Genomic DNA, 22,812 nt, shown 5'->3' with positions numbered 1-22,812 from the left:
ATAACAAAGTTGGCTAAACGCTAACGCCTCGGGGACGGCAGGAACACCGGAGGACGGGTTCAGACGCTCAGTTGCTGGAGCAGATAAAGCCGCTGGTACAGGCCGCCTTCGATGCGCATCAGCGCGTCGTGGCTGCCGGATTCGCTGATGCGGCCGTGGTTCAGCACGACGATGCGGTCGGCGTCGCGGATCGTCGACAGGCGGTGCGCGATGGCGATGATCGTGACCTGTCCGCGCAGTTCGTCGAACGCCTGCTGCACGATCTGCTCCGTCTGGCTGTCGATGCGCGACGTGGCTTCGTCCAGCAGCAGGATGCGCGGCTTGCCGGCGAGGGCGCGCGCGATCGCGATCAGCTGCTTCTGGCCGGACGACAGGCGCGAGCCGCCTTCGCCCAGCGGCGTGTCGTAGCCTTGTTCCAGCCGCGCGATGAACTCGTGCGCGTGCGCGGCGCGCGCCGCCGCTTCGATGGCTTCCTGCGGCAGGCCGCGCCCCATGTCGATGTTCTCGCGCGCCGACGCCGCGAGCAGGAACGGGTCCTGCGGCACCAGGCCCACCTCGGCGCGGAAGCGGTCGTTGCCGATGGCCGCCAGCGGCTCGCCGAACAGCGTGATGGTGCCGTGATCGAACGTGTAGTAGCGCAGCAGCAGCGACAGCAACGTCGACTTGCCGCTGCCCGTGTGGCCGACGATGCCGAAGAAGGCGCCCTGCGGGATGTCGAGCGACAGGTCGTGCAGCACCGTCTGGCCGGGGGCATAGCCGAAGCTCAGGTCGCGCACGCGCACGGCGGGGACGTCCCGCGCGACGGCCTTGCGTTCGGACGTCACGCGGCCGGCCAGGTGTTCGGCGGCGCCCGCCTCGTCGAGCAGCGCGGCCACGCGCGCCGTCGCGACGACGGCCTGCTGCAGGCCGGAAAACTGCATCGTGATCTGGATGAGCGGCTCGACGACGCGCGCGATATAGCTGATGAACGCGTACAGCACCCCGACTTCGACCGCGTTCATGCTGCGCTGTCCGAAGCTGAAGATGACGACGGCCAGCAGCACGACGTTGAGGAAGTCGAGCGCGGGCCGCAGCAGGAAGGCGTTGGCGCGCAGTTCGGCCACGCGGGCCGTGTAGTGCTGGTCGTTGGTGCGGGCGAAGCGCTGGCCGAAGCGGTGCTGGGCATTGTTCGCCTGCAGCACGCTCATGCCGCCGATGGATTCCGCCATCTGGCCGTTGATGTCGCTGCGCAGCGCCCGCGCGCGCGTGACCGCGGGGGCGGACAGCCGCTGGTACAGCCACACGATGCCCAGCACGGCCGGCACCAGCGCCAGCACGATCACCATCAGGTGCCAGTCCAGCCAGGCCATCGCGATCGACGTGCCGACGAGGACGATGCTGGAATCGAGGATCACGAACAGCACCTGGATGTACAGGGTTTTTACGGCCTCGGTGTCGTTGGTGACGCGGCTCACGAGCTGGCCCGTGATCGCACGGTCGAAGAACGCCATCGGCAGGCGCAGCACGTGGCCGTAGACCCATTCGCGCAGGCGCTGCACGGCCCGCATCGCGAGGCCCGACAATCGCACGAGCTGCAGGAAACGCAGCCACGACGCGGCCCAGCCGGTGACGACCAGGCCGGCCAGCAGCCACGCCATGCGCGGCCAGTCGAGATGGTGCGGCAGCAGGTGGTCGTCGATCAGCTTCTTGCCCAGCAGGGGGCCGAGCACTTCCAGGCCGGCGGCCAGGATCAGCCACAGCGTGGCCCATCCGAGGTGGGCGCGGTCCGGGTGCGCGGCGCGGCGCAGCAGGGCCGCGGCCTGGCGCGCCTGCGCCGCGGTCACGCTCTTCTTGACGTTGTTGACGGTCGTGGAATCAGATGGCATCGAGGCTGGCCTCCAGTTGCTGGTAGCGCCACTGGCTGGCGTACCAGCCGTCCAGGGCGAGCAGTTCGTCGTGCGTGCCGCGTTCGACGATGCGGCCGTCGCGCAGCACGACGATCAGGTCGGCGTTCACGACGGCCGACAGGCGGTGGCTGGCGATGATGGCCGACAGGTCGGGACGTTTGCGCCGCACCTCGTCGAGGTGGTCGAGGATGTTCGTTTCGGTGCCGGTGTCGACGGCCGACAGCGCGTCGTCGAGCAGCAGCAAGGTGCCCGTGCCCAGCAGCGCGCGCGCGATCGCCACGCGCTGGCGCTGGCCGCCCGACAGGGTGATGCCTTTTTCGCCGACGGGCGTGTCGTAGCCGTCCGGGAAGCGCAGGATGTCGTCGTGGATCGCCGCCATTTGCGCGGCCTGCTCGATCTCCGCGCGCGACGCGCCCGGGCAGCCGAGGGCGATGTTTTCCGCGATCGACGCCGAGAACAGGAACGATTCCTGCGGCACCCAGCTGATGTGCGCGCGCAGCGCCTGGAGCTTGTAGTCTTCCAGCGCATGCCCGCCCCACGTGGCGCGGCCGTGCTGCGGCGTGGCCTGGCGCAGCAGCACGCGCAGCAGCGTGGACTTGCCCGCGCCGGTGGCGCCCACGAGGCCGAGCGTCTTGCCCGGCTCCAGGCGCAGCGAGACGTCGTCCAGCGCGGCGCGCGCGTCGCCGCCATACGTGAAGCGCACGTGCTCCAGCACCAGCGGACCGCGTTCGAGATGGTCGCGCGTGCCGTGGTCGTCGACGCTGAGCGGCGCATCGAGCAGCGGCTGCAGGCGCGCCAGCGCGGCGCGTCCGCGCTCGATCAGCGACAGCACCCAGCCGGCCGCGAACATCGGCCAGATCAGCTGTCCCAGGTACATCGTGAAGCTCGTGAGGCTGCCGATCGTGATCTGGCCCTGCCACACGAGATAGCCGCCGAGGCCCAGCGTGAGGCCGGTGGCGGCGGTGAGCGTGAGGCCGACGGCCGGCTCGTACGCGGCTTCCCATTTCTGCGCCGTGAGGCTCGCGTCGGCGGCGCGCGCGGCCAGCTGCGCGAACTGGTCGGCGCTGCGTTGTTCCAGGCCGAGGGCGCGCAGGGTGCGCACGCCGGACAGCGTTTCCTGCACGTGGTCGTTGAGGGCCGAGAAGCGCTTCAGCGAATCCGTGGACGCCGTGTGGATGTGGCTCGAGATGCGCTTGAACGCCAGCGCCATCAAGGGGAAAGGCAGCAGGGCGATCAGGGTCAGGCGCCAGTCGACGCCGAGGAACATGATGCCCAGCACCATGACGAGGGTCAGCGTGCCGTCGAAGCCGGCCAGCATCGCCTCGCCGGCGGCCTGCTCGATGGCGTCGATGTCGTTGGTGCCGAGCGCCATCAGGTCGCCCGTGCGCTGGCGCTGGAAAAAGGCCGGGCCCTGCGCCGCCAGGCGGTCGTACAGCCTGGTGCGCAGCTCCACGCCGAGCCGGTACGACGCCGAATACAGGCGCAGGCGCCACGCGACGCGCAGCGCGTAGATCGCGAGGCCGAGTCCGAGCAGTTCGAACAGCTGGACGACGAGATCGTGCCCGCCGAGGCGGTGCGCCGCGAGGCCGTCGATCATGGCGCCGACCTTGCGCGGCACGAGCACGGTGCACAGGGCCACGCCGAACAGCATGACCGCCGACGACGCATAGGAGCGCCAGTGGCGGCGCACGAAGCCGCCGATCAGCCTTGCCAAACCCATTGAAGATCCTTGTTCTTGTTGGTGGTGCGTGAAAACGGGCGCGAAAAAGAAAAGCGGGCCGGAGCCCGCTAATGTACTATTTTTTTAGCCGTTGGGTGGGCACGGGGTGCCCGCGCGGACCGCACCACGCATCGTCGCTCGTGGGCACCTGATGCCTACGCGGACGTTCGCACCGTGCATGCGCAGCTCGTGGGCACGGGGTGCCCACCCAACGTGCTGTTTATTTTTTGCGCTGGTTGCGCGCACCCTTGCCGCCCTGCGTCACGACGCGCAGCGGCGGCGTGCTTTCGGCCGGCGTGACGATCGGCAGGTCGACCTGCGGGCCGGCTTCCAGCGGCACCGTCGATGCGATCGGATGCTCGGCGCCCGCCGGCTTCGGCGCGACCTCGTTCAGGGCCTTGGCCAAAGGCTTGGCCTTGGTGCGCGGCACGTCGTCGGCGCTGGCCGTTTCGACCGGATCGGGAGCAGGGGCCGGCGGTTCCACCACGACCGCTTCGGTCACGGTGGTCGTCGGCGCCGCGGCCGGCGCGGCCGCGCTGTCCGTGGTGCGGGCGACGGCCTGCTTGCCGGCATCCAGCGCGGCTTCGGCCAGCGCGCTGCCGGTGTCGATGGCGGCGTGGGCGATCTCGCTCTGGATCGTGGCGGCATCGGCGGTCGCGATGGCCGTCTGTTCCAGCAGCTGCGGCACGGACGTGGGAATGTTCGCCGTCGCGGCGGGCACCAGTTGCAACGGGGGCTGCTGCATGCTCCAGGCGCGTTCGCGGGTGCCGGTGGCAATGCCCAGCAGTTCGCGGCCATAGGCGAAGAATTGCTGCCACTGGTCCTGGGCCGTCGAGCCGATGGCCATCAGATCGCGCGGATTGCTGGCTTCGAGCAATTGCTTGAAGGTTCCCGTGGCTTGCTCGACCGATGCGCGGGAGGTCTTCATATTAAGTGCAATCAGTTGTTCGGCACTGTCGAGCGCGCGTTTGCTCAAGTCCCGGAACACGTCGAGCTGGGCTTCCCATTGGGACTTGCGGACGGCGGACAACTGTTCGGAAAGTGAAGTCATCTGGGTTCCTTGTCTTTCAGGTTATAACCGTATGGTTTATGACGCACTGCAATAAGATGAGTGTAAATGGCTTTATGCGGGATGAAAAGCGAATTCTATGTTGTTTTTATAAGGAAATCTTGCGGTGCAGCATTAGGGTTTGATATAGATCATTGACAAGATACCCATCGTGGTAATCTGATGTGATCCCAACCCATCAGGAGTCATCAGCATGGATCTCGTCCTCCGCAACGCCACCTTGCCGGACGGCCGCCGGGCCGACATCGCCATCGAAGGCGCCCGCATCGCGGCGGTCGAGCCGGCGTTACCGCAGCGCGGCGCGCGCGAGATCGACGTGGGCGGGGACCTCGTGACGCCGCCTTTCGTCGACGCCCATTTCCACATGGATGCGACGCTCAGCTACGGCTTGCCGCGCGTGAACGAATCCGGCACGCTGCTCGAAGGCATCGCGCTGTGGGGCGAGCTGAAGCCGCAACTGGTGCAGGAGGCGCTCGTCGAACGCGCGTTGCGCTATTGCGACTGGGCCGTGGCGCGCGGGCTGCTGGCGATCCGCACCCACGTCGACGTGTGCGACGACCGCCTGCTGGCCGTGGAGGCGCTGCTCGACGTCAAACGCCGCGTCGCGCCTTACATCGACATGCAACTGGTTGCGTTTCCGCAGGACGGCCTGTTGCGCAGTCCGACGGCCCTCGCCAACCTCAAGCGTGCGATCCGCATGGGCGTGGACGTCGTCGGCGGCATCCCGCACTTCGAGCGCACGATGGCCGACGGCGCCGCATCCGTGCGCCTGCTGTGCGAATACGCGGCGGAGCAGGGCCTGATGGTCGACATGCATTGCGACGAAAGCGACGATCCGCTGTCGCGCCACATCGAAACTCTTGCTGCCGAGACCTTGCGCCTGGGCATGCAAGGCCGCGTGGCCGGGTCGCACCTGACGTCGATGCATTCGATGGACAATTACTACGTGAGCAAGCTATTGCCGCTGATCGCGGAGTCGGGCGTGGCGGCCATCGCGAATCCGCTCATCAACATCACCCTGCAGGGCCGCCACGACACGTATCCCAAGCGGCGCGGCATGACCCGCGTGCCGGAACTGCTGGCGGCCGGCGTGCCGGTGGCGTTCGGCCACGATTGCGTGATGGACCCGTGGTATGGCCTCGGTTCCGGCGACATGCTCGACGTGGCGCACATGGGGCTGCACGTCGCGCAGATGACGGGCCAGCCCGCGATGCGCCAGTGTTTCCAGGCAATTACGGAAACGCCTGCGCGCATCCTCGGCCTGACGGGCTATGGCATCGCGCCGGGTTGCCGCGCGGATCTTGTATGGCTCGACGCCGCCGACCCCGTCGAGGCGATCCGCCTGCGCGCCGCGCGCCGGCTCGTGCTGCGCGGCGGCAAGGTCGTCAGCGAGGCGCCGCCGGCGCGGGCCACGCTGCACCTGCCGGATCGGCCCGCTACGGTGGATTTCCGGTTGGGAACTTCCAGCCGAGCAGGGCAGTAACGCACGGCACGAAGTCTTTCCTACCTTTATTCAACGGAAATTTTCTACGTCTGGTTACGCGTTTCGCAGCCGTGCAGCCGAATCCTTAGGTAGAATCTTGCGCTTTCGATACATCCAGCAGGTCACGCAGTGAAAGATATCCAGATTCGTCCCGCTACTGAAACTGATTTCAATGCTATGTGGACCATTTTCCAGGCACATGCCACCGAGGGCGAGACGTATGCCCAGGATGCCGGCACGAGCCGCGAGGACACGTACGACTACTGGTTCGCCGCCGAAGCGTCGACCTACGTCGCCGTGCGCGGCGAGGAGCGGATTCTCGGGATGTACAAGCTGCAGCCCAATCACGTGGGACGCGGCGCGCACGTGGCGAATGCGTCGTACATGGTGAGCCCGAACGCGCAGGGTGTCGGCGTCGGCCACCTGCTCGGCGAGCACAGCATCGGTGAGGCGCGGCGCAAGGGCTACCTGGCGATGCAGTTCAACTTCGTCGTCAGTACGAACAATCCCGCGATCTATTTGTGGAAACGGCTCGGCTTTTCCATCGTCGGCACGCTGCCCAAGGCGTATCGCCACCGCCGGCTCGGCTATGTGGACGCGTACGTGATGTACAAGCTGCTCGAAGATCCGGCGCGCTGGCCGCTGCCGGAAGAAGACTGAACCGTGGAGATCCTCGCGACCCCGCGCCTGCGCCTGCGCACCGCCGACCCCGGCGACGCCGATTTCTACCTGGCGCTCGTCAACGATCCCGGCTTCCTCGAACACATCGGCGACCGCGGCATCCGTACCCGCGACGATGCGGTCCAGGCCCTGCTCGACGGCCCGATCGCGATGCACGCGGCGCACGGCCACTCGCTCTACGTCGTCGAGCTCAAGGGCAGCGGCACGCTGATCGGCATGTGCGGCCTGATCAAGCGCGAGACGCTGGACGGCGTCGACATCGGCTATGCCTATCTCGCGCCGTATTGCGGCCGCGGCTATGCCTACGAGGCGGGCATGGCCGTGCTCGGCCTCGCGCCCGCGCTGGGCCTGCCGCGCGTGCTGGCCATCACGTCGCCGGGCAACGTCGCATCGAACGGCCTGCTGTGCAAGATGGGCATGCGGTTCGAGCGCGTCGTCCACCTCGTGCCGGGCGGCACGGGCAGCAATCTGTACAGCCTCGACTTCGAACAGCCCGCATCGCGTCGCGCTACTGCCGGGTCGAGCCCCACGGAAAGAACCAGGTGAGCGGCTTGGCCACGCGCGCGGCCCACGACGCCTCGTTGTGGCGCCCGCCCTCGGCCTTGTAGAACATCAGGTCGTCGCCGTCGCGCCAGCCCTTGGCCAGCATGGCGTCGTGCATTTTCGTCGTGTCGTCCAGGCCGTCGTCGCGGGTGCCGGCGTCGATGTAGAACTTCACGGGCACGCGGTCCGGCAGGGTCGCGATCGTCGTCCCGCCGTTCCACCAGAACGAACTCGAGACGCCGCCGGCCTTCGAAAAGATGTCCGGATGGCGCTGCGCGATCAGCACCGAGGCGAGGCCGCCCAGCGACGAGCCCATGATCGCGGTCGTGTCCTTGCCGGGCAGCGTGCGGTACGTGCGGTCGACGTACGGCTTCACCGTCTCCACGACGAAGGCGTCGTAGGCATTCAGTTTGCCGCCGCCGTATTTCGGATCGCAGCAGGGCGTGTATTCGGGGATGCGGTCCGGCGTGCTGTCGATGCCGACGACGATCACCTCGTCCATCGCGCCCGTCGCGACGAGGCGGTTGATCGTCTCGTCGACACCCCATTCGACGCCGTACGATGCCGTCTTCGCATCGAACAGGTTCTGGCCGTCGTGCATGTACAGCACGGGGTAGCGCTTGGCGGCGTTTTCGCCGTAGCTGGGCGGCAGGTAGATGCGCAGCGCGCGCTTGTTGTTCATCTGCGGCGACGCGAAGTCCTTCACGATCGTCACCTTGCCGAACGGCGGCCCGAAGAACGGGTAGATGTCGAGCGTGGCGCCGGCCGGCACCCGGTAGACGCCGCCGATCGACACCTTGTCCGCGCCCAGCGCGGGCTTCATCTGGATGTCGCCCAGCGCGTCCGGCCACGTGAAGGTCCAGACGTTCAGCGGTCCTCCCTCGGGCGTGGCGGGCACGCCCTGCGACCAGCCGGCGGCGCCCTTGTCCGCGCGGACCTGGATGCCATCCTTGCCGGCCGCGTAGTGCACGCGCACGGTCGTGGCGTGCGCCTGGGCCAGCAGCAGGCTTGCCGCCGCGGCGATTGCGATTCGTTTCATCGTGTCGTTCCGTTTGTACGCAGCAGCCGCACGCCGTAGATGTCGAAGCGGTTCGACGGCCCGTCGACGCCGCCGGCCGCGCTGAAGCTGCGGTTGCTGTCCAAATAGCTCATGTTATAGAAATCGCTCATCTCGATCCGGTACGGCACGTGGGCCCTGAGGTGCGCGGCCAGCGGGGTCGAGTACACGGTCGGGGTGTTCGCCTTGTCGATGCGCGCGTGCGGCAGCTGCACGACGCCTTGCGCGACGATCTTCCCCGACTCATCCTTGAGCGCCAGCCATTTTACGCCACCGCTGATGCCGAGGTTCACCTGGTTGGCGCCGTTGTGATAGCGCACCTGCACGGCGTAGTCGCCCGTCCCCGGCACGCGCACGTCGCGCACCGTGAAGCGGTCGACCGGCCGGCCCCAGTCGGCGAGATGGGGCTCGGCGAAGCGCGCGTTGGCCGGGGCGAGGGCCACGCCGGCCTGCACGCGCGGGTCCGTCGCGGCGATCGCCACGCCCGCGTCGACGCAGCGCGGCACGCTGTGGTGGCTGCGGTTGCCCGACGCCGTGTATTGCGCTTCGACGGCGTAGCACGATGCCGCCGTGCCGGTGCGGTCGGTCCACGCGCCCGCCGGCAGGTTGGACGCGACCAGCTTGCCGTCGCGGTAGACGTTGTACGCGATGCCCGCTTGCCGGTCGGCCGGCGCGATCGCCAGCGTCGTGGCCTTGCCGGCGCGGGAGAGCGCGTCGATGCGCGGTTCGCGCGGACCGAATACCGCCGGCGCCTCCTCGTACGGATCCGCATTCACGCGATGGATGGCCGTGTCGCCCGCGACCAGTTTGCCCAGCTGGACGTCGATGTCGCTGTGCGCGCCGAGCGCGCTCCACGGGATCGCGGCACCGGCCGGCTTGCCGTCCACGAGGATGCGTTCGACCGCGTAATAGCCGCTGCCGCCGGCCGCCGGCGCGGGCGGCAGGTGCAGCCTGACGTTGACGGCGCGGCCCTGCAGGCGCAGGTTGTACAGCGCGGCGGTGTCGCCGGCCGCGAACACGCCGCCGCGCAGCTTCGCCGTCACGAACGGCGCCACCTCGATGCCGTCGCGCGTGGTGGACACGCCGAACACGTCGCGGATCACCATGCCGAGGTAGGCGCCGACGGACCACAGCTGGCGCTTCGAATCGATGACGGGGCCGATCAGGTTCGGATGCGCCTCGTCCAGCAGCAGCGGCTGGCCGGAGAGCCACTCGAGGTTTTCCATGTTCGACAGGTTCAGCGCGGCGCCCCGCATCAGCGTGTCGTACGCCGCGTCGGCCACGGCGACGTTGCGCCCCAGGATCGCCGCGCGCAGGCCGTACGCGGTGACGAACGGCCAGATCGCGCGGTTGTGGTAGACGGGCATGTCCTGCTGCTGCGGCCAGATGACGGGCGCGCCCATCGGGCCGTGCGGATAACTGGCGAGGATGCTTTTCGCTCTCTCGCCGTCGGCGACGCCGGTGACGATGGCGAGCGACTGGCCGAGCCAGTCGAACTTGTGCAGCGGCGCGCCGTCGAAGTGCGCCGCCGTGAGGCTGCTGTACATGCCGGCGTCGGCCAGCCACAGGCGCGCGTTGATGGCGCGTTTCAGGTCGCGCGCCCAGCCGTCGTAGCGCGCGGCGCGGGCTTTGTCCCCCTGTTCGCGCGCCAGCATGGCGGCCACCGTCAGGGCCTTGTAGTGGCCGACGTTGGTCGACAGCGCATGGCTGCTGGCCATCGAGGCCAGGTCGCCGGGAATCCATGTCGCGTAGGTCTGGTCGCGCCAGTCGAGGAACGATTCCTCGCCCGTGTACAGGCCTGTCGCGCGGTCGAACGCGGCCACGCGGTCGTTCTCGATCGTGTTGGACAGTGCGTGCAGCGCCTTGGCCGCGAACGCCGCGCGCTCGTTCGCCGGCAGTGTCTTGAGGACTTCCTCGGCCGCGAAGGCCCACGTGATGCGGTCGGTGCTGACGGGCCAGCTGCCGCCGCTGCCCGTGTCCTGCACGACCTGCAGGCCGTCCGCCGTGCCCGCGACCTGCGGCGCCATCGCCACGCCCGCGCGCCAGCCGGACAGCTTGAACAGCAGCGAGTTGCGCACGCGCTGCGGGTCGAGCATGGCGAGGCCGAGATCCGCCGCGTACGACAGGTCGCGCGTCCACACGTAATGCCATTTCTCGCCGGTCTCGAAGCAGTCGCACGAGATCGCGGCGCCGCCGTTGTAGTTCCCGTCGCGGATCTCCTTGACCGAATCCAGCTTCATCTCGTGGCCGGCCAGCGCGAACAGGGCGTCGAACGCGAGGCTGCCGCTGCGCACGACGGGCAGCGCCGCGTCTTCGTCATAGGTCGTCGATTGCGGACCGGGGTCGCGCAGCTGCATGGTCGTCGATTGCGCATAGCTGCGCAGCGGCGCCTGCGGATCGCGCACGGAGAAGCGCGCCGTTTCCTGTTTGCCGTCCCAGGTGGGGAAGGTCAGCGCGGCGGTCGCGCCCGCGCCCGCGTGCGGGTCCGCTGCCGGTGCGGCGGCGGGCGTCTCGATGCGCGCGACCGTCAGCACGGGACGCTTGGGATCGGACACGTCGACGCGGAAGCGGAACGTGGCCGTCGTCTTCGTGAACAGATAGTCTTCCGGCCCCGCTTCGGTCGCCAGCGGATACGCGGCATCCAGCTTGACGCTGACGCTGGCGGCCGGATTCGCGACCCATTCCGCGGCCCAGTCGCGGCTGCCGACCTTGAAGGCGTGGTTGCCGGGGCTGACGAGGATGTCGGCCTGGTAGACGCCCTTGCCCTGGTAGGCGAGGACGTTGTCCGTGCCCCAGCCGTTGAAGGCGCCGCGCACGTAGATGTCGTAGCGCAGCGGCGGCGCTTCGGCGGCGATGGCGGTCACGGATTGCGCGAAGAGGGCGGCTGCGAGGAGCGTGAGTTTGTTCATGTCGCAAACGTTAGATGTCGAGGATGACGACCGATTTCGCCGGCAGCCGGATTTCCCTGGCGAGGTCGAAGCGCCGGCCCGTGAGCACGTCGGTCCCGCCCGCGACGCCCGACAGCATTTCATGGAAGCGCGCGACCGGCAGCACGGCGTCCTTGTCGTTCGCATTGAACGCGACCATGACCTTGTGATGCGCATCGTAGCGGAAGTAGACCCAGGTATTGTTTTCGGGCCCGTACTGCATCAGCTTCCCGTGGTGGACGACGTCCGCGCCGCAGCGCCAGGTGACGAGCTTCCTGACGAAGTCCTGCGCCTCGCGCTGGCGCGGCGTGAGGCCCGCGCCCGTGAACGCGTTGACCTTGTCGCCGGCCCAGCCGCCGGGGAAGTCGCGGCGGTAGCTGCTGTCGTCGCGGCGATCGGTGGTGCTCGTCATGAGGAGTTCGTCGCCCGTGTAGAAATGCGGGATGCGCGGCATCGTCATCACGAAGGCGAGGTCCATCTTCCAGCGCGCGAGGTCTTCGCCGACGACGCTGTACAGGCGGGCCATGTCGTGGTTCCCCTCGAACAGCACGAGGTTCGACGCATCCGGATAGAGATAGTCCAGCGACAGCGTCTCGTACACGTCGTTGAACGTGTTGCGGTTGTTCTTGTCGGCCAGCGCCGTGCGCATCGCTTCCGTCAGCGGGAAGTCCATCATGCTGGGCATGGCCGTCGGGGCGCGCTGCCAGTGCGCGACGACGGGCGGCAGCTTGCTCCATTCCTCACCCACCATGTTCAGGTGCGGGTACTCGGCCAGCAGGCGGTGGGTGTACTGCGCGAGGAAGGCGCCGTCCGAATAGCCGAACGTGTCGATGCGCAGGCCGGACAGGCCCGCGTACTCGATCCACCAGATGTTGTTCTGGATGAGGTAGTTGGCGACGAACGGGTTGGTCTGGTTCAGGTCCGGCATGCCGGGACTGAACCAGCCGGTCGTGAAATTGCTGGCGTCTTCCTGCGATGCGTACGGGTCCTGCACGGCGGTGCGGTGGTGCATCGTCGGCACGAATTTGCCGTCGTGGTTGATCCAGTCCGGCGTCGGCAGGTCCTTCATCCACCAGTGATGCAGGCCGATGTGCGACAGCACCACATCCTGGATCAGGCCGACGCCGTGCTCCTTCGCCGCGCGCGACAGGCGCACGTAATCCTCGTTGCTGCCGTAGCGCGGATCGATCTTGTAATGATCCGTGGCCGCGTAGCCGTGGTAGGACGCGGCCGGCATGTCGTTTTCCACGAGGGGCGTCGGCCACAACTGCGTGAAGCCCATGCCGGCGATGTAGTCGAGGTGGTCGATGATGCCCTGGATGTCGCCGCCGTGGCGGCCGTGGCCCAGCGCGCGGTCGAGCTTATCGGCGAGGCCCGGCACGCTGTCGTTGCGCGTGTCGCCGTTGGCGAAGCGGTCCGGCATGAGCTGGTAGATCGCATCGGCCGTATCGAATCCCCGGCGTTCGCTCGATCCCGGCGCGCGCGCCAGCAGGCGGTACGAATAGCGGGTGGCCCGCGCCGCGCTGCCCGCCGGCGCGTTGAAGTCGATGGGGACGTCGCCCGGCTGCGCGTCCGGCGCGATGTCCAGGTCGATGAACAGGTAGTTGCGGTTGGCCACGCGGGTCACCGCCGCGATGCGCACGCCGGGATAGGCGAGGGCCGGTTCCAGGTCGGCGATGGCGGCGCCGTGCACCATCAGTTGCAGGTGCCGGTCGTGCATGCCCGTCCACCAGAACGGCGGGTCCATGTGGTCGATGGCGGCCGGCGTGGCGGCCGCCGCCACGGCGCCGGTGAGCAGGGCGCCGCCCAGCAGGAGGCCGGCGAAGAAAGTGTGCATGCGGGGGAGTGCAGGGGCGGACATCGGGGTCTCCAGGACGACGGACGGCGTCTGTCGACGTAGCGCAACTACACCGACTCGGTCGGATGTTTGCTCGGTGGCAATGAGCTTCTTACATTATTGCTTGGAGAATACTACAGACGATTGAGCCCAGCAACGCAAGGCGCGCTATCGTTCTCTAGTTTTGCTACACCGGTTTCCCGGGATCGTGCAAGGTCAAATGTTGGCAAATCGCCACATTCGGTAAAGCTACTACGCGCATTTGCCCAAAAAATGTGCATTCAGTGGCCATAGTGGTGCAAGGAAATCAATTTGTAGCGCGACTACATCGTGCGTACGTATCCTTTGTAGCTCACATACAACGCGAAAAGTCGTTTTTTAGCCAAATCGGCGTAAAACTCCTACATTCCCGTAATTGGAAGCAAGTTGCGTTGACACTGGATCTAGTTTTAATACAGAATCCTTGACAGAACGTCCAAGTAACGTTTGCTTCTGGCTCCCGTGTGCGGGCTCACGCGTCGTCCTCGGGAAAACAATGAGATCTGATGATTTGAGGGGACAAATGAAGATTTTTAATGGCAAGCACGCGCGTAATATCAACGGCGCCCTTGTATTCAAGCTGAGCCCGGTGGCCGCCGGTTGCGCCGTGTTCTTGTCGGCGCTCGGCACCAATGTGTACGCGCAGGATTCCAACGTCACGCAAGCCGTGCAGACGACGGACGCCAACGGCAACCCGATCAGCCAGGTGACCGTGACCGGTATCCGCCGCGGCATCGAAGCGGCGATCTCCATCAAGAAGAATTCGAATTCCATCGTCGAGGCGATCTCGGCGGAAGACATCGGCAAGCTGCCGGATGCCACCGTGGCCGAGTCGATCTCGCGCCTGCCGGGCGTGACGGCGCAGCGCGACAAGTCGTCGGGCCGCGCGTCCGCGATTTCCGTCCGCGGCCTGTCGCCGGACTTCAACGGCACGCTGCTGAACGGCCGCGAGCAGGCGTCGGCCGGCGACAGCCGCGGCGTCAAGTTCGACCTGTACCCGGCCGAGATGCTGGGCACCATCACCATCTATAAGTCGCCGGACGCCAGCCTGATGGGCCAGGGCATCGCGTCGACGATCGACCAGCGCACCGTGATGCCGCTGGACTTCGCCAAGCGCACCGTCGCCATCGGCTACAAGGCCATGCGCTTCGGCGAGCACAACGAAGGTCTCGGCACCGGCACCGGCTATCGCAGCACCCTGACCTACGTCGACCAGTTCGCCAACCGCACGATCGGCGTGGCCCTGGGCGCGGTCAAGTTCAACGACACCGGCGCCGAGCAGTTCCAGGCCGACGGCTGGGGCGGTTCGCCCGGTTCGGCCACGTACAACGGCCAGAGCGTGGCCGTGCCGAACGGCTTCAAGACGGACGTCCAGCGCGACCCGCAGACGAACAAGGGCGTGATGGGTATCCTGCAGTTCCGCCCGAACAAGGATTTCCTGACCACCATCGACCTGTTCCACTCGAAGAACACCGACAACACCAAGAAGACGGGTCTCGAAGGTTCGGTCTGCGGCAGCACCGGTTCGTACGACCCGAACGGCGTGCTGACCAACGCGACCATCGTCGACGGCGTGGCCGTGTCCGGCACCTGCTCGAACTTCAAGGGCGACGTGCGTAACCACATCGAGGCCGTGACCGACACCCTGAATTCCTGGGGCATCAACAGCCGCCTGCGCCACGAAGGCTGGACCGTGACGGGCGACCTGTCCGGCTCCAAGGTCAAGCACGATTCGAGCCGCTATGAAACGACGGCCGGCCAGCCGGGCGACGCCGCCAACCTGTCCACCATTTCCTGGACCGGTTTCACCGGCAAGGACAACCTGAGCCCGGTCTACACGACGTCGCTCAACTACGCCGACCGCAGCCAGGTCGTCCTGACCGACCACGCCGGCTGGGGCGGTGGCCTGACCGGCAACCCGCAGGCCGGCTACGTGGCCGTCGGCGTGACCACGGACGACATCAAGTCGGGCCGCCTGTCCGCCAAGCACGACCTCGAACTCGGTCCGCTGACCGGCGTCGAATTCGGCTTCAACCGCACCAACCGCCGCAAGAACCGCGACCAGAACGAAGGCAACCTGGTCGTCGGTACCGGCCCGTACGGCTCGGCACCGGTGCCGGGCACGGACGTCGTCGTGACCCCGCAGTCGGGCATCCCGGTCGTCGCCTGGAACCCGCTCGGTTCGCTCGGTTCGATCTACCAGCTGCTGCCGAAGGTCGACCAGCCGATCCAGACGGACAAGAACTGGGACGTCTCGGAAAAGGTCTCGACCGGCTACCTGATGGGTAACCTGGAAGGCGAACTGTTCGGCCTGTCCTACCGCGGCAACATCGGCGGCCAGTACATCCACACGAACCAGAGCTCGACCGGTACCGTCGTCGATACGGCCCACTGCGCCGGCGTCGCCGGTCAGGCTTGCCCTGCGTACGTGGTGCAAGGTCACCATTCGTACAACGACTTCCTGCCGAGCATGAACCTGGGCTTCGAACTGCCGCACGACCAGATGCTGCGCCTGGGCCTGGGCAAGACGCTGTCGCGCACCAAGATGAGCGACCTGCGTCCGGGTGGCGGCGTGAGCCTGAACACCACGTACCACGACGGTCCGATCCTGTCGGGCAGCGCGGGTAACCCGAACCTGGAACCGTTCCGTGCCAAGGCGCTGGACGTGTCGTGGGAAAAATACTTCACGGTCAATGGTGCCAAGGGCTATGTCGCCGTCGCCGGCTTCTACAAGAAGCTCGACACGTACGTGCTGACCGTGCCGAAGAGCGTCGACTTCGCCACGACCGGCCTGCTCTCCGCCAAGACGCCGTTGCCGGCATCGGGTCCGTTCGCCGGTTCCACGGTCGGTATCCTGAACACCCCGGTCAACGGTACGGGCGGCAACATCAAGGGTATCGAGCTGTCCGCGTCGCTGCCGTTCGCCATGCTGACCAAGTACCTGAACGGCTTCGGTGTCGAGGTCAACCACTCGAGCACCCTGAGCTCGGTGAACCTGTTGACGACGGGCCTGACCGTGATCGACACGGGCGGCGTGTCGACCATCCCGCTGCCGGGTCTGTCGCGCCAGGTGACCAACCTGCGCCTGTACTACGAAGCGCATGGTTTCCGTGCGTCGGTCGCGGCCAAGCACCGCAGCGACTTCCTGGGCGAGATCAGCGACTTCCAGGACAACAACCAGCTCACCTTCATCCGTGGCAACACGACGGTCGACGGCCAGCTCACCTACGAGTTCGGCGACCACACCATGCTGAAGGGCCTGTCGCTGACGGCTGCCGTGAACAACTTCACGAATTCGCCGTTCATCCGCTACGCGGCGGACCCGAGCGAAATCGCCGAGAAGATCACGTTCGGCCGTACCTACAGCCTGGGCGCGAGCTACAAGTTCTAAGCATTCGCGTGGGCACCCCGTGCCCACCCTACGGTATCCTGTCAATGTCGACAGTTTAATGAGCACCCCTGCCGGCCCTGGTCCGCGGGGGTGTTTTTTCATGAATGACCTGTAAAGCGGCGAGACCGAGCATGCAAGTACCTCACCTGAACACCATCGTCATCGTCGGCGGCGGCACCGCCGGCTGGATGACTGCCACCGCCCTGGCCACCGCGCTGCGCGGCCGCTATCGCATCCGCCTCGTCGAGTCCGAGGAAATCGGCATCGTCGGTGTGGGCGAGGCCACCATCCCGATGATCCAGCGCTTCAATACCGTCGCCGGCATCGACGAGGCCGAATTTTTGAAAGCCACCAACGGCACCTTCAAGCTCGGCGTCGAGTTCGTGAACTGGGGCCGCCTGGGCGACCGCTACATGCACGGCTTCGGGCGCCTGGGCCAGGACCTGTGGATGGTCGGCTTCGAGCAGTACTGGCACAAGATGCGCGCCCTGGGCCGCGCGCGCGACCTGGCCGATTATTCGATCACGCGCGCGGCCGCCCGTGCCAACAAGTTCATGCTGCCGCGCGCGGACCTGGGCAATTCGCCGCTGGCCGAGATCACCTACGCCTACCACTTCGACGCCAGCCTGTACGCGCGCCACCTGCGCAAGCTGGCGGAAGGCCGCGGCGTCGAGCGCGTCGAGGGCAAGATCGTGCGCGCGACGCAGCGCGCGCACGACGGCCACGTGGACGCGGTCGTGATGGAAAACGGCGACCGGATCGAGGGCGACCTGTTCATCGACTGCTCGGGCTTCCGCGGCCTGCTGATCGAGCAGACCCTGCAGGCCGGCTACGAGGACTGGACGCACTGGCTGCCGTGCGACCGCGCGCTGGCCGTCCCGTGCGAATCCGTGCCGGAGATGACGCCGTACACGCGCGCCACCGCGCACAAGTCGGGCTGGCAGTGGCGCATCCCGCTGCAGAACCGCATCGGCAACGGCCATGTGTACTGCAGCCGCTTCATCAGCGATGACGAAGCCGCGGCCGTGCTGCTGTCCAACCTGGACGGCAAGCCGCTGGCCGATCCGCGCCAGGTCCGTTTCACGACCGGCATGCGCAAGAAGGCGTGGGACAAGAACGTGGTGGCGATCGGCCTGTCGGGCGGGTTCCTGGAGCCGATCGAATCGACGAGCATCCACATGATCCAGGATGCGATCCAGCGCCTGCTCGATTATTTCCCGGACCAGGGTTTCAGCCAGCCGGACGTCGACGCATTCAACCGCCTGTCGCGCTTCCATTACGAGCGCACCCGCGACTTCATCATCCTGCACTACTACGCCAACCAGCGCGACGACGCCGAGTTCTGGCGCGCCTGCGCGCACATGGACATCCCGGCCACCTTGCGCGAAAAGATCGACCTGTACCGCACGCACGGCCGCCTGCGCCGCGTCGACAACGAATTGTTCACGGAGGTCGGCTGGCGCCAGGTGCTGATCGGCCAGAACATCCACCCGCAGACTTACCATCCGCTGGTGGACGTGCAATCGGAAGAGGGGATCCAGGAATACATGGACAGCGTCGCGGACGTGGTCGGCAAATGCGTGGACTTCATGCCCAGCCATGCCGAGTTCATTGCCGGGTATTGCAAGGCGCCCGGCATGTAGGGCCGCGCGGCGGATGAGGGGCGGCGCGGCCCGGCCGGAATCCGCCTCTTTTGTAAACGTTTTCATTCGATCTTTGTACTCGAACTACATCTTCACAAGATAAGTATTTACTCAAACTACGTAAAATTTGCCTGTTTTATATGCAGTTTGTGGGCGAAAACCACAATTTCTTTAGTAAAACTCATGTTTCGTTGACACGTAATCTAGTTTTAATACAGAATCGGTTCCGAACGTTCAAGCCCGTGGCCGGCGCATGCTTCGGTAAAAGGCTGACGTTCCTCTGATAAGCAAACCGATTCTGTTGATTATGTCGAGGGGACACATGAAGATTTCGAAGGGCGGCCAGCCCGTATTCCAATTGAGCCCGGTCGCGGTGGGTTGCGCAGTATTCCTGGCGCTCGCGGGCGCCCAGGCGTCCGCGCAGACGCAGGGTGCCGATGGCGCCCAGGCGGCGCCGGTCACCACCGTCACCGTGACGGGCATCCGTCGCAGCATCGAAGACGCGATCGCCGTCAAGCGCGACTCGACCAGCATCGTCGAGACGATTTCCGCCGAGGACATCGGCAAGCTGCCGGACATCAGCATCGCCGAATCGCTGGCCCGCCTGCCGGGCCTGTCGGCGCAGCGCGTCAACGGCCAGGCGCAGCAGATCAGCATCCGCGGCACGTCGGGCGACCTGTCGACCGCGCTGCTGAACGGTCGCGAACAAGTCAGCACCAGCGCGAACCGCACGGTCGAGTACGACCAGTATCCGTCCGAGCTGATCAATGCCGTCACCGTGTATAAGACGTCGGACGCGGCGCTCGTCGGCCAGGGCCTGTCCGGTACCGTCAATCTGCAGACCATCAAGCCGCTGTCGCTGCGCGAGCGCGTCGTGACGCTGAACGTGCGCGGCGAAAAGAACAGCCAGGGCAAGGTCAGCGCCGGCAGCAAGGACAAGGGCAGCCGCATCAGCGCGTCCTACGTCGACCAGTTCCTCAATCACACGCTGGGCGTGGCCGTCGGCTACGCACGCGCCGACAAGCCGAACGAGTCGCGCCAGTTCGAGACCTGGGACTGGGTCGACAACACCTCGTCCGTGCCGGGCAAGACCGTCAAGGTCCCGAAAGGCATCAAGTCGCTGGCCCAGACCGGCAACCAGGTGCGCGACGGCCTGATGGCCGTGGTGGAATGGCACCCGATCCGCGAATTCACGTCGACCGTGGACGCGTATCACTCGCGCTTCAAGCTGGATGAAGACCGCCGCGGCATGGAAGTCCAGCTGACCGACGACAACAACGTCACGTTCACGCCGGGCTCGATCAACGGCAACGGCGTCATGACGGCCGGTACCGCCAACAACGTCAACCCGGTGGTGCGCAACAACCACTATCACCAGAACGACGTGCTGACGGCCTACGGCTGGAACAATAAATTCATCGCCGGCGACTGGACCTTCGTCGCGGACCTGAGCCACTCGCAGGCCGACCACAAGGAAGAGCTCGACGAGATCAACACCGGCCTCGCGGCGCGCCAGACGATGACGTTCGACTATGCGAACGGCACCATCCCGGCCATCGGCCTGACGGGCGTGTACAACGACGCGTCGCAACTGGCCATCGGCGGCCAGTATGGCGACGGCTACGTCAACGCGCCGCACCTGACCGACAAGCTGAACTCGTTCCGCGTGAGCGCCGAATACCGCTTCGACAGCAAGCTGTTCAACAGCGTCGAAGTGGGCTTCAACGCGTCCAAGCGCGACAAGCAAAAGCGCCACCTCGAAACCGGCTTCACCAAGCTGGGCACGGGCGCCATCGCCGCCGGCGCGCTCAATGGTTCGCAGTCGCTGTACGCGCTGCCGGATACGCTGAGCTGGGATATCCCGACCGTGCTGGCGCAGAACTTCGGTCCGTACACGCCGGCCGTGCTGGTGCCTTGGGGCGCCACCAAGAACTGGAACATCACGGAAAAGGTCCAGACCGGCTACGCCAAGCTGAACATCGATACCGAACTGCTGTCGATGCCGCTGCGCGGCAACGTCGGCATCCAGGCCGTGCACACCGACCAGAGCTCGACCGCCCAGACGCTGCGCGCCTGGCCGTTCGCCGACCTGGTGCCGCTCACCGACGGCAAGAAGTACAACGACTACCTGCCGAGCGTCAACCTGATCTGGAGCCTGCCGGACCAGCAGATCATCCGCTTCGGCGCCAACAAGACGCTGGCCCGCCCGCGCCTCGACGAGCTGAACGCATCGCGTGAAGTCGGCCTGACGCACCAGAGCACCGGTACGCCTTACGGCAACGGCGGCAATGCCCAGCTCGATCCGTGGCGTGCGAACGCGGTCGACCTGTCGTGGGAAAAATATTTCGGCAACAAGGGCTATGTGCAGGCGGCCGGCTTCTATAAGGACCTGAAGTCGTACATCTATACCGTCACGGGCCCGCGCGACTTCTCCGAATACCACCTGCAGGGCGCGACCAGCGACATCGGCACGATGACCCAGCCGCAGAACGGCAAGGGCGGCAAGCTGGAAGGCCTGGAACTGGCCGCCTCGCTGCCGCTGGACATGTTCACGCCGGTGCTGAACGGCTTCGGCGTGACGGCCAACGCGGCGTTCACGACCAGCGAGATCTCGGTCAAGAACCAGAGCTTCGGCGACATGAGCATCCCGCTGCCGGGCCTGTCGAAGCGCGTGTTCAACGTGACGGCATACTACGAGAACGACGGCTTCTCGGCCCGTGTCAGCCAGCGTTACCGCAGCGACTACGTGGCCGAGATCGGCGGCATCGGCGGCGCCACCGAACTGACGTTCACGAAGCCGGACCGCGTCGTCGACCTCCAGCTCGGCTATGACTTCAAGCAGGTCAAGGGCCTGTCCGTGCTGTTCCAGGTGAACAACCTGACCGACACGGCGTTCCAGACCTATTCGGGTTCGTCGGACCGTCCGCGCGGCTACACGAAGTACGGCCGCCAGATGCTGCTCGGCTTTAACTACAAGCTGTAATCGCATTCGGCTCCCCGAACGTTCGTAGCGTGGGCACCCTGTGCCCACGCGTAGCGCCTGAGTATCGTCGGCGTTGCGCGTGGGCACGGCGTGCCCACCTTGTTAGGGCAAAGTTGTAATGTCCGCATTTAGCAAAGTTGAAATGTCCGCTTTTGCTAGATAGCTCATGCTGTCGATTCCGAACGGTTTGGAGTCGAGCGTGGGAAAAATCGGGAGCATTACGATGGAGGAGTTGGAACGCGCCGGGGTCATCGGCGCCAGTATCAAGGGCGAGATCACGGCGGTCATTGCGGCCAGGCGGCTGGGGATAACGACGCGTCAAATACGCCGTCTTCAAAAACGCTTTGAACAAGAAGGCCAGAGCGGGATGATATCCAGGCAGCGGGGCAAGCCGAGCAACAATCGGCTTGCGCCTGAGGTGGCGCAGAAGGCGCTGGGACTGCTACGTGATCACTATGCCGACTTTGGGCCGACGCTGGCTTGCGAGCAACTACGCGAGCGGCATGGCTTGAAACTGTCGAAGGAAACCCTGCGCAACTTGATGATCAAGGCCGGGCTATGGGTCACGAAATCTGCCCACAAGAGCCGTCTTTATCAGCCGCGAGAACGACGTCGGTGCATCGGAGAGTTGGTCCAGATAGACGGCAGTCGTCATCACTGGTTCGAGAAACGTGGCGACGCTTGCACCTTGCTAGTGTATATCGACGATGCGACGGGCAGGATTCAGCATCTGCACTTTGCCGAGACAGAAACGACGGCCAGCTATTTTGAGGCGACTCGACGATACATCGAGCAGCACGGCAGACCGCAAGCGTTCTATGCCGACCGTGCAGCGGTCTTTCGCTCACCATCAGCAACGAACCAGACGAAGACCCAGTTCCAGCGTGCGCTCGATGAACTTGGCATCGAGCTAATCTGTGCCAACTCTCCTCAAGCGAAGGGCCGCGTGGAGCGGGCTAACCGTACGTTGCAAGACCGTCTGGTTAAAACCTTGCGACTGGACGGCATCAACGACATCGAGACCGCAAACGCCTGGTGCGGTGATTTCATCCAGAACTACAACGCACGCTTTTCAGTCGAGCCGGGCAATCCGCTTGACCTGCATGTCGCCCTTAACTCAACTTACAACCTGGATCTGATCCTGGCCATTTGCGACAGCCGAAAACTCAGCGCCAAACTCACCTTGCATCACGGCGGCGTACCGTATCGGTTTGACGATAAGCCTGAGCTTCGCAAGCTGATCGGTCAGTCCATCAACATCCATACCTATGCTGATGGTCGAGTTGAAATGCGCGCTAACGGCAACGTGCTCGCCTATATCCGTATGGAGCAACCGCTGCGGGCGAAGGATGTCGACGTGGATAGCAAAACGCTGCACGCAACTCTCGACAAGAAGAAACGCAATCGCAACTACCGCGAAGATCGAGTTGCCGCCGCCGTCGTGCAGGGGGTGATGACGGCAAGGAAAACGTCCGCTCAGAAGCGCATTTGAAATGTCACATGACGGACATTTCAACTTTGCTCAAAGCGGACATTTTAACTTTGCCTTTACA

13 protein-coding genes are annotated in these 22,812 nt (G+C 65.7%); 7 read left to right on the top strand and 6 right to left on the bottom strand.

Features of this window, described 5'->3' with window-relative positions; genetic code table 11:
- Positions 1-59 precede the first annotated feature (59 nt).
- The 3 genes from U9J41_RS14625 to U9J41_RS14615 all read right to left on the bottom strand — a co-directional run bounded on the left by U9J41_RS14625 (position 60) and on the right by U9J41_RS14615 (position 4,657).
- Positions 60-1,865 carry an ABC transporter ATP-binding protein gene (locus tag U9J41_RS14625; protein ID WP_322402927.1) on the bottom strand — a complete coding sequence of 602 codons (1,806 nt, stop codon included), beginning with the start codon at positions 1,863-1,865 and terminating at the stop codon, positions 60-62.
- Positions 1,855-3,606 (bottom strand): ABC transporter ATP-binding protein, encoded by a 1,752-nt coding sequence (locus U9J41_RS14620; RefSeq protein ID WP_322402926.1) that lies wholly within the window; start codon positions 3,604-3,606, stop codon positions 1,855-1,857. Before U9J41_RS14620 ends, U9J41_RS14625 begins: the two co-directional genes overlap by 11 nt.
- 220 nt (positions 3,607-3,826) lie before the next feature.
- A complete protein-coding gene (locus U9J41_RS14615; RefSeq protein ID WP_322402925.1) occupies positions 3,827-4,657 on the bottom strand; it encodes a phasin family protein in 831 nt (276 codons plus the stop codon).
- A gap of 211 nt (positions 4,658-4,868) precedes the next feature.
- On the opposite strand from U9J41_RS14615, the gene U9J41_RS14610 reads away from it, so the two are divergent.
- The 3 genes from U9J41_RS14610 to U9J41_RS14600 all read left to right on the top strand — a co-directional run bounded on the left by U9J41_RS14610 (position 4,869) and on the right by U9J41_RS14600 (position 7,385).
- Positions 4,869-6,158, top strand: a complete 1,290-nt coding sequence (locus tag U9J41_RS14610; protein ID WP_322402924.1) for an amidohydrolase family protein — start codon at positions 4,869-4,871, stop codon at positions 6,156-6,158.
- Between the two features lie 177 nt (positions 6,159-6,335).
- A complete protein-coding gene (locus U9J41_RS14605) occupies positions 6,336-6,818 on the top strand; it encodes a GNAT family N-acetyltransferase (protein WP_229412803.1) in 483 nt (160 codons plus the stop codon).
- Positions 6,819-6,821: 3 nt separating this feature from the next.
- Complete coding sequence (locus U9J41_RS14600; protein ID WP_322402923.1) at positions 6,822-7,385, top strand: GNAT family N-acetyltransferase; 564 nt, start codon at positions 6,822-6,824, stop codon at positions 7,383-7,385.
- Here U9J41_RS14600 and U9J41_RS14595 read toward each other — a convergent pair.
- Genes U9J41_RS14595 through U9J41_RS14585 form a run of 3 tightly spaced genes read right to left on the bottom strand, consistent with a single transcriptional unit; the run spans position 7,348 to position 13,227 of the window.
- A complete protein-coding gene (locus U9J41_RS14595) occupies positions 7,348-8,421 on the bottom strand; it encodes an alpha/beta hydrolase (protein WP_322402922.1) in 1,074 nt (357 codons plus the stop codon). The two genes, U9J41_RS14600 and U9J41_RS14595, sit on opposite strands and share 38 nt — an antisense overlap.
- Complete coding sequence (locus tag U9J41_RS14590; RefSeq protein WP_322402921.1) at positions 8,418-11,348, bottom strand: MGH1-like glycoside hydrolase domain-containing protein; 2,931 nt, start codon at positions 11,346-11,348, stop codon at positions 8,418-8,420. Before U9J41_RS14590 ends, U9J41_RS14595 begins: the two co-directional genes overlap by 4 nt.
- A gap of 10 nt (positions 11,349-11,358) precedes the next feature.
- The gene (locus tag U9J41_RS14585; protein WP_322402920.1) at positions 11,359-13,227 is read right to left on the bottom strand and encodes a glycoside hydrolase family 13 protein; all 1,869 of its coding nucleotides are present in this window, start codon (positions 13,225-13,227) and stop codon (positions 11,359-11,361) included.
- 538 nt (positions 13,228-13,765) lie between these two features.
- Here U9J41_RS14585 and U9J41_RS14580 point away from each other — a divergent pair.
- From U9J41_RS14580 to U9J41_RS14565, 4 genes are all read left to right on the top strand, one after another.
- Positions 13,766-16,633, top strand: coding sequence for a TonB-dependent receptor (locus U9J41_RS14580; protein ID WP_322402919.1), 2,868 nt, complete (start codon positions 13,766-13,768; stop codon positions 16,631-16,633).
- A 131-nt stretch (positions 16,634-16,764) separates the two neighbouring features.
- Positions 16,765-18,276 (top strand): tryptophan halogenase family protein, encoded by a 1,512-nt coding sequence (locus U9J41_RS14575; protein ID WP_322402918.1) that lies wholly within the window; start codon positions 16,765-16,767, stop codon positions 18,274-18,276.
- 322 nt (positions 18,277-18,598) lie between these two features.
- Positions 18,599-21,259, top strand: coding sequence for a TonB-dependent receptor (locus U9J41_RS14570; RefSeq protein ID WP_322402917.1), 2,661 nt, complete (start codon positions 18,599-18,601; stop codon positions 21,257-21,259).
- 166 nt (positions 21,260-21,425) lie between these two features.
- Positions 21,426-22,751 (top strand): ISNCY family transposase, encoded by a 1,326-nt coding sequence (locus U9J41_RS14565; protein ID WP_322402055.1) that lies wholly within the window; start codon positions 21,426-21,428, stop codon positions 22,749-22,751.
- The last annotated feature ends 61 nt before the right edge of the window (positions 22,752-22,812 follow it).

Source organism: Massilia luteola (genome assembly GCF_034420155.1).
GTDB classification, from domain to species: domain Bacteria; phylum Pseudomonadota; class Gammaproteobacteria; order Burkholderiales; family Burkholderiaceae_D; genus Telluria; species Telluria luteola.
The sequence above is the reverse complement of the archived record's forward strand: the minus strand, read 5'-3'. Positions and strand labels throughout refer to the sequence as shown.